This is a genomic window from Catellatospora sp. NPDC049133 (genome assembly GCF_040648455.1).
In the GTDB taxonomy this organism is placed as follows: Bacteria; Actinomycetota; Actinomycetes; order Mycobacteriales; family Micromonosporaceae; genus Catellatospora; species Catellatospora aurea.
Genome location: NZ_JBEZDT010000029.1, coordinates 53,781 through 70,301, shown reverse-complemented (window position 1 = coordinate 70,301; position 16,521 = coordinate 53,781). Strand labels below are relative to the sequence as shown.

Below are 16,521 nucleotides of genomic sequence, written 5' to 3'. Positions count from 1 at the left end.
CCATCGACGGAGCAGCATGGTCATCGCCAGCGACAACGCCGCCAAGCTCGCGGTGCTCATCGACGCCGACAACGCCCAAGCGGCGATCGTCGAGGCGTTGCTGGCCGAGGTTGCCAAATACGGCACCGCGCACGTCAAGCGTGCTTATGGGGATTGGACCGGCACGAGCCTGAAGGGCTGGAAGGATCAACTGCTCGCTCAGTCGATCCAGCCGATCCAGCAGTTCGCCTATACCAACGGCAAGAACGCCACCGACGCCGCGATGATCATCGACGCGATGGATCTGCTGTACACGGGTCGACTGGACGGATTCTGCATCATTTCCAGCGACAGCGACTTCACTCGCCTGGCCGCGCGTATCCGCGAATCCGGCCTGACCGTGTACGGCTTCGGCGAGCGCAAGACGCCGAAGCCGTTCGTGGCGGCCTGCGACAAGTTCATTTACACCGAGAATCTCACCTACCCGCGGATTCCGGCCGTCCGAGCCGAGGTGTTGCTGAAATCCCGTCCGGTGGCTCCGACGATGCTGCTCACGGACGACACGGTGCTGACGGACCAACTGCGCAACGCGATCGAAGCAGCCTCCGACGACGACGGCTGGGCTGACCTCGCCAACGTCGGCCACATCATCACCAAGCAACGCCCGGACTTCGACTCACGTAACTACGGCTACGCCAAACTCAGTGCTCTGATGGCTGCCACGGACCTGTTCGAACTGGATCGCCGCCATCCGGGCGAAGGGAAGCCTGCGGTTGTCTACGCTCGGGACAAGCAGCGCAGACCTGCCGTCTAGCGCTCTGACCGGATCACCGCCTCGGGCGGCGGCCGTCGCCGGCAAGCGCTTCGGCGAGCTCGGCGCGCAACTGGTTACGGCTACGCACCAGAATCCGCCCGAGCATGTTCTTGCCCTTCCCGGTCCTGCCCCGACCCCAGTAGTGATCGGTCGTGGTGTCTTCGACGATCTCTTCGTCACCGGTGGACAACAGAATGTCCCGGATATCGGCATGGGCGTGGAACTTGGCTGCCACCGCGCGGCGCATCACGTCGTCTTTGACCCGCTCCCAGTCCCTGCGCAGCGGTTCGGACGAGTTGCGGCCCAGCTCCGCTGCCCGCAGTGGCGTACGCGCACGCCGGATGAGATCCGCATGGCGGGTGCCAGGGAATTTCTGTGCCTGGAAGTAGTGCTCCGAGGTCGGCCACCAGACCCCGTCGAGGTGGAAGCCGTGATCGGAGAAGTTCGAGAAGCATCCATAGGGCGCTTCACCAGCGCCATAGAAGTAGATCGTCATCGGAACCTCACGGGTGTTACGGAACTCGCACCGTGTCAGGCATGCCCAGCCTCCGCAACCAGTTTCTTTGCCGGGTCGGCGTCTTCGGCGCACTTTCGCGCTGGCGGGCGCTGGTATGCGAGGTCGGGCGGGCGAGCCGTCGGTCGGCCTCTGGCCCGTCTTGGGTCGGGGCCTACCGGAACGGGGACGATGTCGGCCCGGGTCACCGTGCCCGTAAGGCCCGGTCGGGCGGCCATACGAGATGGATGGCTATGTGCAGCGGGGCAACCGTTCACCGGCGCGCCACCCGCGCTTCCGTAGGCCCGCCTACGTTGCTGGTGGGAAGAGCTACGGGCAACCCCCGCTCCACCGGCCACCGACCTAGGAGAGCCACATGATCACGCATGCCCCCAGCAGTCCGGCGACTCGCGTGCGCGCCCTGATCAGCGACGACAATCTGCTGGTCAGGCTGGGCATACGTGCGGTGCTGGAGGGCAGCGACATGATCTCGGTGATCGGGGAGGCGGGCGACCGGACCGAGACGGTCAGCCGGGCCAGGAGCCTGTCGCCGGATGTCATCGTGGCGGGCCACGGCGCGCTGGCCGCCGACGATTCCGCGCCCCCGCTGCCGGACCAGGCTCTGGTGCTGGTCGTGTCGCACAGCGAGGAGCGGCACCTGGTCGAGCACGCGTTCCGCAACGGCGCGACCAGCTACCTGATCCACGGGCAGTTCGCCGCGGCCGACCTGGTGGCCGCGGTGGTCGCCACGGCGGACCGGCGGCCGTACCTGTCGCCCGGCGCGGTCGCGGCGATGGTCGAGTCGTTCCGCACCCAGTCCGTTCCGGAGCCGGAGCCGACGCCGGAGCCCGAACCGGAGCCGAGTCCCCGGGCCCGGGTGTCGCGGCGCGAGGCGGAGCTGATGGAGCACATCGTCTGCGGTCGCACCAACCGGGAGATCGCGGCCCGGCTCTACGTCACCGAGAAGACGGTCAAGAACCACATCAACCACATCTACACGAAGCTCGGGGCCCGTAGCCGCGCCGAGGTGATCGCCATCTGGCTCGGTCTGGCCGACCGGACGGCCGCGCCGCGCTGACCCGTACGCCGGGGCTCACGATGAGAGCAGTGCCGCGGTCGCCCGGTGCAAGGCGGCCCCGTCGACGTGGGGGTGCCGGAAGCGGTTCGCGCGGATCCAGGCCGTGAGCTCGGGGTCGGGTGCGAGCCGGTGCCGGTCCAGGTAGTACGCGGTCGCTTCGGTCCAGATCCAGCGGCCGTCGGTGCGGAACGTCATCGGGACCACGTCGCCTTGCCGGGGGTCGAAGGCGTCGGCCATCAGCGCTCCGGTTGCCAGCAGGGGGACGCCGCCGGTCAGGTAGGCGAGCAGCCTGGCGCGTTCGGCGTCGTCGGGCACGAGGGGATGTGCCGGGTCGAAGTAGGGCCCGGTGGCCGGGCCGGTGCCGTCGTATACGCGGGCGAGGGTGATCGGTTCGGCCGGGCTCGCCGCCCAGAGCAGTGCGCCGTAGGCCCTGGCGTGGCGCTGGAACGGGGGCAGGGACATGCCGTCGGTATAGGACTCCACCAGCGGATCGGGCTCCCCGGCGGCCGCGAGTGCCTGCTGCATGGCCAGGGTGACCTGGGGCAGCGCCGTCGGCGGCCCGGCGCTCACCTCGACGACGTACATCCGTTTGGGCCCGGCCCACGGTGTGGCTGCCGTGGGGTAGCGCCACACCCGCCACAGCCCGGCGGTCCGGGGCAGTGACGCGGCTGTGGCCGACGCGGTGAGGTCCAGGGTGTCGAGTTCGCGGATCTCGTCGTGCGGGTCGCCGGGGACGGTGAGGTCCAATGTCTGCGGCACCTGGTCGCCGTGTGCGGTGAGCAGCTTCGGGCTGACCGGGGCGAGCCCGTACGGCGGTGGCACGTCGTCGTGCACGGGGTCGGCCGCAGTGGTCCCGAGCAGCGCGGCGGCGTCGGCGGGCAACGCCGGTTCCATTGCCGAGACCCAGGTGCCGACCTGCTGGGCGAGTTCGTCGTGCCGTTCGTGGGCGAGCAGTTCGCGGGCCTGGACCAGGAGCCCGTCGGGGATGTGGCCGGACAGCAGCAGCAGTAGGCGGTGCCAGGACGCCGGGTCGGCTGGGGTGGTCAAGGCTGTCTCCGTTCGGTGCTCAGCGGGCCAGTGCGGCCAGTAGCCGGTCCAGGTCGGTCAGGGCCCGCTGCCAGGCGGTCAGTGCCGCGCGGCGACGGTCGTCGCGGTGGCGTCCGGCGGCGCCGGTGAACTCGCGTTGCGCCTGTTCGAGCCGGCGGGTGAGTTCGGCGAGGGTGCGGCGGGCCTGATCGAGGGTGCCCAGCGTGGTGGTGAGCGCCGGGGCGGGCAGCGCGCCGACCAGCGCTCGCGCCTGCCGGTCGAGCGACTCGGCGGCCCCGCTCAGGGCGAGGACGGCCCGATTGCGCTGGACGATGGTGCCTGGCATCTGCCCGGTCCAACCGGGCACGGCGCGTACGGCCGGGGTGAGTGCGCCTGCCGCCGTCTCGACGTGTCTGCGTGCGTCGGCCACGGCGTCGAGCGCGGTGTTGACGGCGTCGACGTCGAGGACCGGGGAGGTGAGGGTGTCGTGCAGCTGCTGCCGGGCGGTGTCCCAGCCGGTCAGGCGGCCGGCGAGCTGGTCGGCGACCTCGTTGAGGCGCGTGGTGGTGGTGCCGGCGGCGCTGAGCCGGGAGCCGCCCAGGTTCGCGGCGTCGTAGTCGCGGATGCGATCGCGCAGCCCCTGCAGCGAGGTGCCGACTTCGGTGCGGGCGGTGTCGTGGCCCGGTGCGGCGGTGGTGAACGCGGTTACCTGACCTGTCCAGGCGGCCATGGCCTGGCTGACGATGCCCTGCTGGGCGGTCCGTGCGCCGTCGAGTTCGTCACGGCGGGTGGTCGCCGTGTCGAGGTCGTCCTGGGTGCGCCGGTAGGCGTCGCGGCTGGCGGTGTCGGCGACGCCGAGCAGATTGGCGTGGGCGGTCAGCAGTGCGGCGGCGTCGACGGGAGCGGCGGCTGCCAGGGCGTTGGTGGCCGCAGTGTAGGCGTTGTCGTGGTCGAGCGCGGCGGCGTCGGCGGCGCGGCGCTGGCGGGCCAGGTCGGTGCCGGTCGCCGCGAATCCGTCGGCTTCGGTCTGCGCGGCGGTGGCCTCGGTGATCAGGTCGGTGGCGCGTTGCGGCGGGCGGGTGCCGGGTGGGAGGCCGGTGTTGACCACACGGGTGACCGAACTGACCGCGGCGGTGGCGGCCTGCTGGTATGCGGCCAGGGCGGGCTGGACGCGGACGATGGTGTGCTGGTGGCCGGCCAGGGTACGGCTGTGCTGCCGGGCCGTGTCGCGTAGTGCGGCGAGGGCGTCGACGGCCGCCTGGGCGGTGTCTCGAAGCCGGCGCAGGGGGGCGTTGGCGGGCTGGCCGGGATCGAGTCGTGCCGCGGCGTCGCGGACGGCCTGGAGCTGGGCCGGGGTGGGCTGCGGCGCCAGGGCGGCGACGGCGGTGTCCCAGTCCTGGCGGCGGCGGCGCAGCTCGGTGTTGTAGGCCGCGATCGCGGTGTCGGCGACGGCGCGCGGTGTGGGCTGGGCGGATGCCGGTGGGGTGAGCCAGTCGCGTACGGCCGCGGCTGCCGCGGCGGCGGCGGTGGCGGTCTGTCGGGGTGTCCGCCCGCTGGTCGTTTCGGGGTGGTCGAGGTCGGCGGCGGCGCGGTGGCGGGCGTCGAGGTGGTCGCGGTCGGTCCAGGCCGCGGCGGGGACGAGCGGGTCGGTGCCTGCCGGGGGGTGGGGCCGGTGGACCATCGCCTGCCGGGCCAGGTCCGGGTCCAGGTGGGCCAGCACATGGTTAGCGGCGTCACGCAGGGCCTGGGTGTCGGCCTGCACCCGCAGCACCGGTCCGGCGGGCACGGCCGGGGCGTCGTGCGCGGTGCGGGTGTCCGCGGCGGCGGGGTCGGCGGCGTCGCGGATCCACAGCCCGGAGGCGGTCGCCTCGACCCGGACACCCGGGTGCGCGGCCAGGGTGAACACCCCGGGGCTGTCCGGCACCGGGAGGAGGCCGTGGCCGGGCAGCGCCCACGTGCCGACCGGGCGCACGCCGGCTGGAGTCGTCGTGACCGGGCCGTTCCGGTGGGGCGTGTGGCGGATCTCCTCGACGACGGCCGGCCAGCCGGGGTCGCGCGCCAGGTCGGTTCCGGGCCGGACGGTCACGCCCGTGTTCGGGGCGAGAGCCCGCGCGCCGTTGGCCACGACGACCGGCACGCCGGTCGCGGTCGCCAGGGTCGCCGCCTGCGCGGGGGTATGGCCGTCCGCGCGGATCGCCGGCGGCCGCGCGGTGGGCGGCAGCGCGGTGACGAACGCGGCGGCCTGCGCGTCGGTCACCCCGGCGTCGACGACCAGGACCGCGCCGGAGTCCGAGGGCAGGTCGGTGATGTCGCCGACCGGTGGCCCGGCGCCCGGTGCCAGGTGCAGTTGCCCGTTCACGACCGCCAGGTGGGTGCCGGGGGCGACGGCGACGCCGGTGAGGTCCGCGGGATCGTCGAGGCGTTCGCGCCAGCCGAACATGCCCATCGCGTTCACGTCGCCGGCCCACAGGCGCAGCTGGGCGCCCCAGTCGACGACCACCGACGCCGGTGTCACCGGCAGCTGTCCCTCGACCAGGGGCAGACGGCCGTCGGTGTGGTCGGGTTCGACGTACAGGGCCAGGCCGACGCCGTACACCCCGGACCAGTTCTTCTGTTTGATCTTCGTGCCGCCGCTGAGGCCGTCGCCGGACGAGGCGCTGTCGCGGCCGCCGGAACCGGGCGCGATGTCGGCCAGCAGCTCGTTCGGCTTCCAGTCGAACGCCCGGCGGGCGGCATCGGTGTCCGGCTGGGCCCCGACGACCGCTCCGGAGCGTACGCCCGCGGCGCCGGCGTTGACGTCGACGCCCGACGATCCGGACTCGCGTTCGATCTCGCCGACCTCGTGCTGGGCCTCCTGCTCCACCGTGGTGCTCTGGGACAGCAGCAGTGGTCTGCCGTGCAGCCGGGCGGTGACTTTGAAGCCGCCGAGCCGGACGACGAGCCCGGAGTCGTCGAACAGGTCGCCCGAACGCAGTTCGCCGTCGAGCATCGTCTGCACCCGCGGCAGCATCGTCTCGCCGCCGGTGATCCGGTCGAGCACGAGGTCGGTGACGTAGTCGGTCAGCAGCCGCGGCGTGCTCGCCCCGGCCGGGGTGAACGCGCGGGTGATCGCGTCGCGCAACGCCGCGCCCGCGACCACGCCTTCCAGCGAGTACGAGGTGCCGGGTGGCAGGCTCCAGGCCGGTGTGGCGCCGTCCCCGCCGGGGGTGTGCGTGACCGCGGGCGGGGTGTCGCGGGCGGGTGCGGTCTGGCCGATGCCGTTGAGCTTGGTGTCCAGGCCCGCCGGGCGGTCGGTCGAGGTGACCGGCACCGCGAGGGTGACCGCGTTGTGCTGCACGACCGGGGTGCCCGGCCAGACCTGGCGGCGTACGCCGTCGAGGAAGTGGGTGGCGGCGCCGACCGCGACCGTGGCCACGCCGAGTTTCGTGGACACGCGCTGGCGGGTGACGGTCACGGTGTACGTGTGGTCGGCGTCGACGCCGGTCAGCGGGCCGGACTTCTCCACGTAGCCGGACGTGTTGCGGCTGGCGGCCTTCAGCCGTGACCAGTGGCGCACCTTGTTGACCGCCGCGGTGAGGCCCAGCGGCACCGACTGCAGGCCGGTGCCGGCGCCTTCGCCGGTGGTGAGCCGGGAGCCGCCGCCGTAGATCGCGGGAACGCTCAGGCCCATCACCCGCTGGCGGAACCGCTGCCATTTGGTCCCGGTGGCCGCCGAACTGAACAGCGACGCGCGCAGCGCGGCCGGGACCTGCGCCGCGGCCGCGCGGTGGTTGCTCGCGGCCGCCTCGACCACGACCTTGACCTCGTCGCGGTACAGCACGCCGTCGATGGTGAACGTGTCGGACACCCCACCGTCGTAGAGGCCGTCGACGGTCGGTTTGAGCCGGTGCAGGGTGATCAGGTCGGCGGCCATGTCGGCGGCCCGTCCGCGGATGCGCGCTGGCACGGCCTGCGGCAGCGAGTCGGCGAACCGGTCGCGCAGCGACGGCTGCGGCGGGGTGCCGGCGGGGGCGTTGGCGGGTGGGGGCACCGGATCGTGCGGCGGCACCGCCCGGTGTACGACACCCAGCCCCAGCATGCGGGAGAGGAACGGCGGCATCCGGGTCGCGGCCGGCGCCGCCGCGGGCGCGGCCGGTGCGGGCTGCTGGTTGGCGACCGCGATGAGCCTGGCCGCTTCGGTCTCGGTGACCAGGAACAGCAGCGAGTCCGGCGCGGTGACGCGCACGGTCACGTCCGGCGTGTGCGACGACGCGATGACGTTGCGCGCGGACAGCCCGCCGGTGAACGTGACGACCAGGTCGGCGAGCATCGCGGTGCTGACCTGGTTCTCCACGACTTCGCGGCGGGCGATGCCGTGCACGTTCTCGGCCTCGGTGCGCTCGCCGGTGCGGGAGCTGTGCCCGACCTGCGGCAGGGCGGTGACCCGGTGCACGCCGCGGGGGTCGGTGGTGCTCGACGGGGCCGCCTCGCTGTTGATCTGTACGGCGGCCGTGATGTCCAGACCGCTCTCCTTGCGGCGGCCCGATTCGGTCTTGTCGGTGACCTCCGCGGAGTCGTAGATGCTGTAGCCGGTGTTGGCGGTCATCGCGCGCCGGGGGTTGGCCAGCTGCACGGTCATGGTGAGGTCGCCGACGATGTCGGTGAACGTGCCGCCGCGCAGCACCGTCGCGGGGCCGCCGCCGCGCTCGTACACGTCGAGCGCGGAGCGGATCGCGTCGGGGGTGAGCCGGTTGCGTACGGCCATCTCGGCGGGCGAGCCAGGCTCGGTCACCGGAGTGGACTGGTAGGTGTAGGTCTGCCCGCTCGTGGACGCCACGCCCGCGGTGCTGCGCCATCCGCTCCACAGCCGACCGACGCGCCCGCGCACCGAGCGGGGGCCGGGACCTGGCTGTTCGCGGGTGATCGCCTCGCCCAGCGCGATGTCCGCGGCGGTGAACAGGGCGTCGTCGGCGATGTGCGCGTCGAGGAACTGGTGCGGCCCTTCGATGTGGACGGGCGCGGCCTGGGGTGCGGCCGCGGTGTCGACGATCTCCACCCGGGGCGGGCCGCCGGGTGCCGCGAGCTGGTGCACCTGGTCGAACTCCGGCAGCCCGGCCCGGAATCCGCCTGCCACGGTCAGCGCCGGGCCGGGCAGGGTGACCTGGTGGAACCTGCCGGGTACGGGGTTGGCCGGGGCGTTGAGGGTGCGCGGGCGGTCGGCGTACTCGGCGCGGACGGAGAAGGCCAGGTCGGCGGTGTGCGCGCGCAGCGCCCGGTCGACCTTGGTCAGGTGGCCGGTGGCGGGGGCGGTGCCGCCGGACAGCGACCGCTGGTGCCGCCAGGACATGACCGCGCCGAACCGGATGAAGAACGACCGGACCTTGCTGGCGGCGGTGCTCGCCTTGCCGGTGCTCATGCCCAGTTGGGCCTGCGCGCCGGCGCGTGCGCCGAGGCTGACCGAGCGTCCGTCGGTGTGCGCCTGGGCGGCCCGGGTCGTCTCCTCGATCTGCGTGCCGGTGATGTGGGCGTCGTCGGCGGTGAGCGGTGAGCTGAGTTCGGCGCTGATCACGATGGAGACGTACTGCGAGGCGCGCATGGTGTCGTGGGTGAGGTCGGAGGGCCGCTCCAGCGATACCCGGATCCCGGATTCGAGCAGGGTTCGCCAGTTGCCGCGCAGGTGGGACTGGGTGACGGCGTTCTGCAGCGCCTGCAGGTTGCGCAGCCGCGCCCGGTCGGGGGTGACGCCGGGGCGTGGCAGCAGGTCGGGGTCGACGGCGTTGACGGTGCCGACGACCCGGTCCCACAGCCGGGTGCCGTTGTCGGCGGTGGTGCGGATCTCGCGGACGTCGGGCAGCGCCATCGGCTGCCAGGCGCCGATCGCCGGGGGCAGCGGCGAGGCGGGTGCGGTGGCCTGCGCCGGTACGGGTGTGGGCGCGGGTGCGCCCGGGTAGCCCAGGCGGTGGGCGTCCAGCGGCGTCACCCACAGGTAGACGTGTGCCGGACCGGTGCCGATCTGCCGGGCCGGCGATGCGGTGCGGCCGACGTGGTCGTGGGCGTACACCGTCAGCGGCACCCGGTAGAGCAGCATGTCGCCGGTGACTTTGCTCTTGGCCTCGATCTGCGTCGAGAACTCCGTCGAGCTGCTGCTGCCCGAGCCGCGTTCCACGCCGAATACGCCCGACGCGGCGAAGGTGCCGTAGTTGAGCGGGTCCTGCACGTCCTCTCCGAATGCCACGCCCACCCCGGCGGTTCCCTGCAGCCGCAGCGTGGTTTCGTGGCTGGTGGAGCTGCTGCCGGAGGCGCCGGCCCGGATCGCGGACTCGGCACGTCCGGGCAGGGTCAGCGGGTTGACCATGAGCACGGGGGTGCCGGCCACGGCGGTGAGCGTCGTGTAACCGCGCTGGGTGGCCGTGAACGGCCGTTGCCAGGCCGGGGTGTCCTCGCCGCGCCGTGACGTGATCTTGTCCGTGGACAGGCCCGCGTTGGCGGTCCCGTTGGCGGGTGCGGGCTGACCAGGCGGCACGACCAGCCCGTGGCGGTTCAGGCCCAGGGTGTCCGCCCTGGCCAGGTCGGCCAGGGCGGCGCGGTGGTCGCTGCCGGGTTTGCGGAAACCCGGTGGGATCTGGCCGTGGTTGACGAGGGCGTCGAACAGGTCGCCGGGCACCGACGTGGTCTCCAGCACCGCGTTGGGTGGCAGCGTCCAGCCCCGCTGCGGCGACTGCGGCTGCCGGTTGCCCGCTGCGGGCACCGCGGTCAGGGCGGTCATCGCGTTCAGCGCGGACACCGTCACCTGCAGGCTCCCGCCGCCGGGCAGCGCCTGGGCGGCATGTCCGCGCCGGGTGACCTCCACGGTCACCGCCGCCGTGGTCTGCCACGCCTGCGCCTGGGCCGCTGCGGTGCCGGCGGCCGGTGCGGTGATCTCCTCATTGGTGCGCAGCCGCGTCTGCGCGGACTGGCTCAGCATGGTGGTGCTGGTGCCCTGCACCGACACCGAGCCCAGCGGGACCACCCGCACGGCCGGGATCGGCGCGTCGGACATGCCCACCGCCGAGTAGCCGACCGCGGCGGTGAGGCTGCCCGCGCTGCTCTCGCTGCGGGTGTTGTCGACGGCGGTGCGCTGCGGCGTACGCCGGTCGGGACTGTTGCCCGCCGACACCTGCGCCGCCGAGGCGTCCGACCCCAGCAGGGGAGCCGAGCGAGACTGCGCGCCCGCCACCGCGGTCAGGCGCACCTCGATCGCGTCGCGGCCCGTGCCCAGGGTGACGCGCAACCCCGAGCCGTCGAACAGCGACCTGCCGCGTTCGGTGAGCACGGTGTCCGGCAGCTGGGCGTCGACGGCGTCGGTGAGCTGCTGCTGGTCCCAGCCCCGTGGCGCCAGGGCGGTCAGCTGGGCGGCGATGTGCGCGCGCAGGGCACCGCGGGGGTCGACGACGTCGTGGATCGGCACGTTCTGCCCGCCGATGATGCCCGGCACCCGCAGCAGCACCGGGGTGTTCTGCGCGGGCCCGAACGTGCCCACGGGGGAGACCCACCGGTGCCAGCTCACCGCACCGGCAGGCTGCGGGACGGCGTGCGGGGTGGACTCCGGGGGCAGGACCGCGGCGTCGTCGGTCACGTCGATCGAGTCCGCGGTGGCCGGGTCGAGGGTCCCGCCGAGGTCCTCCATGCGCACACCGCCCGAGCCGTCCGGCGTGTGGCGCACGAAACGGCCGTCGGGCGCGCCGCCCGGACCCAGCCGGGGCCGCAGCCGGCCGGACGGGTCCACGGTCGCGGCGATCGCCCGCGACCACGAGGGCGCGCCGGGACCGACGGCGGTCCACACGGGAGTGGTCGCCCCCACCACCGGGCGGTCCAGCGCCACGGCCAGCGCCCCGGCGAAGGTCCCGGCGGTGGGCGTGGTGTTGCAGCTGATCAGCTCGATCGCGGTGCCCAGCGTGCCCGGTGGCAGCGCCGACAGCACCTGGGCGAACTGCTGCGGCGTCAGCAGGCTGTCACCGACGCGGACCAGGCCGCCCTGGGCATGCACCAGCACCCGGGTCGAACCCCTGCCCGACGGCACCCACCGTGCGGCGTTCACGTCGGCGCCGCCGTACGGCCCGGGGAACAGCACCTTGCCGTCCTCGATCACCGCGAGCGCGGCCAGCGCGGTGGCCGTCTGCACGGTCAGCGCCGTCCCGTCGACGATCGCGTCCGTGCCCACGGCGGCGTTCGCGGCGTCGGCGTCCAGGGCGGCGGTGCCGTCGGCGGCCGTCGCGGGGGCGGTCGCCGCGGTGCGGCCGCCCTCGGCGAGGGCCGTCGTCTGGTCCGCGCGCAGCGGCACGTGCAGCACGCCGGTGTCGCCGGTGGCGAAGTAGAGCCCGAACAGGTCGGCGCGCACCAGGGAGGCGTCCGGGCTGCCCGGGGTCGGCGCCGACGGCGGCAGCGGGCTCCACCTGCCGTCGGTGGTGACCAGGACACGCTCGGCCGGGTGGGCGAAGCCGCCGGGCACCGTGTGCCAGCCGTCGGCCGGCACGGTCCGGTCGCGTACGACGACGGTGCGCTCGCCGTCGGCGGGCTTGCCGTCGCGGGCGGCACCGGGCCGGGGTGCCGGCCCACCCCTGCCGAGCAGGCCGCCCGCACCTGGAGCGAGCACGGTCGGGGCGGCGGTGAACGTGTCGGCCGGCGCGGCCGGCGGGGTCGCCGAGATGGGGGCCGGGGTGATCGCGGCGGTGCCCGAGCCGGTCGGTGGTGTGCTGTCGGTGTCCGCCTGGCTGCCGGTCTGCGCCGCGGTGTGTGGCACGGGCGCGCCCTCCGACGACGTCTCGGCGGGTGGTGCCGGGCCGTCGGACATGGCGGTGACCGGCGCGAACGAGCCGGGTTCGGTGCCGCTGACCGGCGGGTGAACCGGGGTCGTGTCCGTCGCCGGTGCCGTCGGTGACGGTGATGTGCCCGGGGATGCCGGCGCGGTGGTCCCAGACGGTGCCGACGACCCCGTCGTTGCGGTAGATCCGGAAGCCGCGGTGGACCCGTGCGGCGCGGTGGACGTGGGTGGCGCGGTGGAGGTGGGTGGCGCGGTGGATGCAGGTGGCGTGGGCGGGCTGGTGACGGTGAGGCCGCTGGTCGGCGGTGAGGCCGGTGCGGAGCCGGGCCGCGGCGCGGAGGCGGGCGGGGCAGCGGCGGCCGACCCCGGCCGGGTCTGCGGCGACGTGCTCTCGCCGACAGTGCCGGGCACCGGGCTGAAGGAGCCCGACAGGTGGAAGTCCCCGTCGAGGCGGCCGCTGCCCCTGACCTCGCCCACGATCGTGTCGTTGCGGGTGCCGAGCCGCGACCTGTCGAAAGCCCCGTCGAAGTTGCCCTGGAACGCCCCCGAGCCCGTGAACGTCGTCTTCTGCGGCGGTGCGCCCGGCGGGTTCAGCGTGCCGGTGAAGGTGATGTTGCCGATGAACGTCTTCGGGTCGGGGAAGATCCCGATGAACGTGAAGTCGCCGTCGGCGAGCGCCGGGCCCGTGAACCGGTCGGGGCCGGGGTCGAAATCGAAGGGGTTGCCGTCCAGACCTGGGATGTCGAGGTCACCGACGCCGCTGTCGAGGTCCGCGCCGGCGGAGTTGCGGCCGTTGCGGTGACCGATCCAGTCCAGTACGCCCTCGACCGCACCGGCCGACGCGGAGGCCCACTCGTCCTCGTTCTGCTCGCGCCGCCCGGTGAGGATCAGGTCGGCCAGCGCCTCGGTGCTCCACTCGTGCAGCGCGCCGATGCCGGCGAATCCCACGATCGAGGTGACGAACTTCTGCCCGAAGATCCTGCCGAAGCCGCTGGACAGGATCGGTCCGAGCACGCCGCCCACCGCTCCGGCCAGGGCCGCGCCGCCGGTGCGCTTGGTGTCCCACTTGTCGCGGGTGCCGGTGATGAACAGCTGGGTGAACTGGATCGCCACGTCCAGGCCGACCTGCAGCACGATGCCGAACAGGATCGACGTGATCAGCCGCCGGAAGAACGTGGCCGACATGTAGCGCCCGAAGGTGATCAAAGCGGAGATCCAGCCGGACGCCCACGCCGACGTCGGCGGGAACGACACCCACGGCAGCAGCATGACGATCTGCACGGTCAGGATGAACAGCTGGCCGATGATCGACGCCTTCGTGTACTCCACGTTGGTGCCCGCGCCGTCGGCGAACCGCGACAGTTTGCCCGCCGCCCCGACCAGCTCGCGCAGGCTCCCGCCGTCGACGAGTTCGGCCAGCCGGCCGCGTACGGCCACGGCGGCGTCGCCCTCCCAGCCGCCGCTCTGCACCACCCGGGTGAGTTCGGCCAGCTCGGTCTCGATGGCGGCCATGTTGGTCTCGAACGTCGCCCACGCCTGGGCGATCTCCCAGAGCTGGTCCTCGTCGGCCTGCGGCCAGGACTCACCGGTGACGACGAGGAAGAACCTGCTCACCCATTCCGGCACGTGCATGCCCATGGGTCACACCCGGCCCGGCGACGCTGCGATCATGTGACGCCGCGATCATGTGTTGTGGTGCTCGACCGAGCCGAACGATCTGTGGGTCGTCCGTACGTGCTCACCCATGTCGTTCAGGAGCCGGGCGAGGTTCTTCGTCCCTTCGAGCACCTCGTCGTGGCCGGGCCGGTACTCCGCGACGAACTTGCGCGCGAACTCGTCGTCGCGGCCCCACGCGTTCGGCGTCGTGCCCAGCCCGCGCTCCAGGTCCTGCCGGTAACGGTCGACCTGGCCTGCCGCCATGAGCAGGCGGTGCCCGACGCCGTCCACGGTGTTCCCGTCGACCGTCAGCTGCTGGGCCATCGGTCGTCCTCCGTCCGGGTCACAGCGCCGGCGGCGATCCGGCCGGCTCGGTCGCAGAGCCCGGACAGCGCCGCCGAGACCTGTTCGGCGCCGTTGAGGACCGAGTCGCAGGCCGGGGCGTAACCGTGCGCCGACCACGCGGCGATCTCGTCGGAGCCGCCCCAGCAGCCGTCGGCCGTGGCCAGGCCCGACCGCAGCGCGGCGTGCGCGTCCTGCACCAGCTGCGCCACCAGCAGCAGCCGGTGCGACACCTCGAAAGCGTCCTGGTCAGCCTGCGACTGCGCCTGTGTCATCTCCCTGCACCCCCTGGTCGGCTGAAGCGTCCGGCGTCGCAATGGCCGATCACCTTGGGCAGCGCCGCCTGACCGACCGCTTCGAAGCTGAAGGTAGCCAGGTCGACCGGTTCGGCTAAGGCCCAAAGACACCCGGCGTACCGCGCCGGTCACGCACCGCCGAACGTGGGCCTGGGAACTCATCCAGCCCCCTGACGAGGCGATATGTGTAAGGGCCCCCGGGGTGGCGGACGGCTCCGGCCCGGTCCTCCCGGCCTCGCTCACCTCGCGCACTCGCTTGACCTTGACACGGTGACAAGGTCTTGACTGCGGTGTTGGAGGTGGCACCCATGACCACGCAGGAGCAGGACAAGACCATGACACAGGCGCTCAGGGCCCTGGAACACCGTGACCCTTCGGTCCGGCTGCGCGCGGCGCTGGTCGTCGGCACGACCCCGGACCCGCGGACCGTCGCGGCGCTCGTCGAGCGGTGCGCCGTCGAACCCGAGTTCTACGTACGCGAGATGCTCACCTGGGCGCTGACCCGCCAACCGTCGTCGACGACGGTCCCGGACCTGGTCGGCGAGCTGCGCTCCGAGCTGCCGCAGGCGCGTAGCCAGGCCCTGCACACGCTGTCCAAGATCGGAGACCGGCAGGCGTGGCCGGCGATCACCCAGGCGCTGCTGACCGACCCCGACGACACGGTCGCGCAGGCCGCCTGGCGGGCAGCCGTCGTGCTGGCGCCCGAGGAGGCACAATCCGAGTTGGCAGCCGTCCTGGCCACGCAACTCGGGCGCGGCGGGCGGGAGACGCAGCTGAGCCTCAGCCGGGCGCTGATCGCGCTCGGTGAGGTGATCACGCCGATCCTGCACGCCGTGGCCGAGCACTGCGACCCTGCCGTACGCGAGCACGCGTTGGCCACGCACCGGCTCTGGCTCGACCCGGACGCCGGCTTCCAGCTCGCGGTCGAGCAGGCCAAACGTGTCGCGGCCCTCGGCAGGGCCGCCGAGGAAGGATGATCGCCCGATGCTGATCGGTGAGGTGGCCCGCAGGTCCGGGGTCAGCGCCCGCATGCTCCGCCACTACGACTCGCTCGGCCTCGTCCGGCCGACCGGGCGCAGCGGCACCGGCTACCGGGAGTACTCCGACGACGACATCCGGCGGATCTTCCACATCGAGAGCCTGCGCTCGCTCGGACTGTCGCTGCGTGAGGTCGGGCGAGCCCTCGACGACCCCGACTTCACGCCCTCGAGCCTGGTCGACGACCTCATCGGCCAGACCGTCGAGCGCATCGCCACCGAGACGGAGCTGCTCACCCGGCTGCGCCGGATCGGCGCGGCGGAACCCGGCGACTGGGCGGACGTCCTGCAGATCGTCGCGCTGCTGCAGGCGCTGGGCTCCGACAGCGCCGGCAGGCGCCAGCGCGCCGCGCTGTCGACGGCACCGGCGGACCGCACACCGGTCGAGGCGCTGGTCGAGGCGGTGCTGAGCGAGGCCGACCCGAACGTCGCCGGAGCCCTGCGCTGGGCTCTGGCACGTTCGGGTGACGACGGGCTGGCACTGCTGGCACCGGGCCTGCAAGCGCCGCAAGCCGAGGTGCGCGAGCGTGCCGTGCACGCCATCGTCGCCATCGGCACCGAACCGGCCCACACACTGCTGCACGAAGCGCTCACCAACGCCGACATCGTGGTCCGCAGGCGCGCCGCCCTGGCCCTCGGTCCGCACGGCGTGGCCGACACGATCCCGACGCTCATCGACATGGTCGTGGCGGAGGTCAACGACGTCGAGGCGGCCGACGCCCTGGGCGTCGTGGCACGCGACCCTGCCTGCGCGGACCGGATCGCCGCCGGACTCGTCGCCCACCTCGACTCCGCAGCCGCGGACTCGTCCGCGCGCCGGCGGCTGACCCAGGCGCTCGCGGACATCCCGGGCGACACCGCCTCCCGCGCCCTCGCCGCGCTGGCCCAGGACGAGGACCGCGGCGTCGCGCTGACCGCGGCGTACATCATCCGGTTGCGCGACGCCGGCGACGAGCACCGACGCTGATCAGCGGCGTGGTTCACGGGTGACCAGCAGCCACGACCGCGCTGCGGGCCGGAC

General features: G+C 73.3%; 9 protein-coding genes. 4 read left to right on the top strand and 5 right to left on the bottom strand.

Annotation, left to right across the window (positions count from 1 at the left end; genetic code table 11):
- Positions 1-16 precede the first annotated feature (16 nt).
- Positions 17-793, top strand: a complete 777-nt coding sequence (locus AB0B35_RS29140) for an NYN domain-containing protein (protein ID WP_361051121.1) — start codon at positions 17-19, stop codon at positions 791-793.
- A 13-nt stretch (positions 794-806) separates the two neighbouring features.
- On the opposite strand, the gene AB0B35_RS29135 is transcribed toward AB0B35_RS29140, so the two are convergent.
- Positions 807-1,289 (bottom strand): NADAR family protein, encoded by a 483-nt coding sequence (locus tag AB0B35_RS29135; protein WP_361051118.1) that lies wholly within the window; start codon positions 1,287-1,289, stop codon positions 807-809.
- 373 nt (positions 1,290-1,662) lie between these two features.
- On the opposite strand from AB0B35_RS29135, the gene AB0B35_RS29130 reads away from it, so the two are divergent.
- Positions 1,663-2,364, top strand: a complete 702-nt coding sequence (locus tag AB0B35_RS29130; RefSeq protein WP_361051115.1) for a response regulator transcription factor — start codon at positions 1,663-1,665, stop codon at positions 2,362-2,364.
- Between the two features lie 15 nt (positions 2,365-2,379).
- On the opposite strand, the gene AB0B35_RS29125 is transcribed toward AB0B35_RS29130, so the two are convergent.
- The 4 genes from AB0B35_RS29125 to AB0B35_RS29110 are packed head-to-tail and all read right to left on the bottom strand — an operon-like array spanning position 2,380 to position 14,442.
- Complete coding sequence (locus AB0B35_RS29125) at positions 2,380-3,411, bottom strand: hypothetical protein (protein WP_361051113.1); 1,032 nt, start codon at positions 3,409-3,411, stop codon at positions 2,380-2,382.
- Positions 3,412-3,430: 19 nt separating this feature from the next.
- Positions 3,431-13,807 carry a hypothetical protein gene (locus tag AB0B35_RS29120; protein WP_361051111.1) on the bottom strand — a complete coding sequence of 3,459 codons (10,377 nt, stop codon included), beginning with the start codon at positions 13,805-13,807 and terminating at the stop codon, positions 3,431-3,433.
- A 45-nt stretch (positions 13,808-13,852) separates the two neighbouring features.
- Positions 13,853-14,149, bottom strand: a complete 297-nt coding sequence (locus tag AB0B35_RS29115; protein WP_360535717.1) for a hypothetical protein — start codon at positions 14,147-14,149, stop codon at positions 13,853-13,855.
- Positions 14,134-14,442, bottom strand: a complete 309-nt coding sequence (locus AB0B35_RS29110; RefSeq protein ID WP_361051108.1) for a hypothetical protein — start codon at positions 14,440-14,442, stop codon at positions 14,134-14,136. The genes AB0B35_RS29115 and AB0B35_RS29110 overlap by 16 nt, the downstream gene beginning before the upstream one ends.
- 329 nt (positions 14,443-14,771) lie before the next feature.
- Between AB0B35_RS29110 and AB0B35_RS29105 the strand changes: the two genes are divergently transcribed.
- Together AB0B35_RS29105 and AB0B35_RS29100 are read left to right on the top strand one after the other, a co-directional pair.
- The gene (locus tag AB0B35_RS29105; RefSeq protein ID WP_361051105.1) at positions 14,772-15,440 is read left to right on the top strand and encodes a HEAT repeat domain-containing protein; all 669 of its coding nucleotides are present in this window, start codon (positions 14,772-14,774) and stop codon (positions 15,438-15,440) included.
- A 7-nt stretch (positions 15,441-15,447) separates the two neighbouring features.
- Positions 15,448-16,467: a MerR family transcriptional regulator gene (locus tag AB0B35_RS29100; RefSeq protein WP_361051102.1), complete on the top strand. Its 1,020-nt coding sequence runs from the start codon at positions 15,448-15,450 to the stop codon at positions 16,465-16,467.
- Positions 16,468-16,521: the final 54 nt, after the last annotated feature.

Bases quoted from the DNA above. Each gene is read 5' to 3' on its own strand.
- AB0B35_RS29140 (WP_361051121.1), top strand. From the start codon at position 17: ATGGTCATCGCCAGCGACAACGCCGCCAAGCTCGCGGTGCTCATCGAC.
- AB0B35_RS29135 (WP_361051118.1), bottom strand. From the start codon at position 1,289: ATGACGATCTACTTCTATGGCGCTGGTGAAGCGCCCTATGGATGCTTC.
- AB0B35_RS29130 (WP_361051115.1), top strand. From the start codon at position 1,663: ATGATCACGCATGCCCCCAGCAGTCCGGCGACTCGCGTGCGCGCCCTG.
- AB0B35_RS29120 (WP_361051111.1), bottom strand. From the start codon at position 13,807: ATGGGCATGCACGTGCCGGAATGGGTGAGCAGGTTCTTCCTCGTCGTC.
- AB0B35_RS29115 (WP_360535717.1), bottom strand. From the start codon at position 14,149: ATGGCCCAGCAGCTGACGGTCGACGGGAACACCGTGGACGGCGTCGGG.
- AB0B35_RS29110 (WP_361051108.1), bottom strand. From the start codon at position 14,442: ATGACACAGGCGCAGTCGCAGGCTGACCAGGACGCTTTCGAGGTGTCG.
- AB0B35_RS29105 (WP_361051105.1), top strand. From the start codon at position 14,772: ATGACCACGCAGGAGCAGGACAAGACCATGACACAGGCGCTCAGGGCC.
- AB0B35_RS29100 (WP_361051102.1), top strand. From the start codon at position 15,448: ATGCTGATCGGTGAGGTGGCCCGCAGGTCCGGGGTCAGCGCCCGCATG.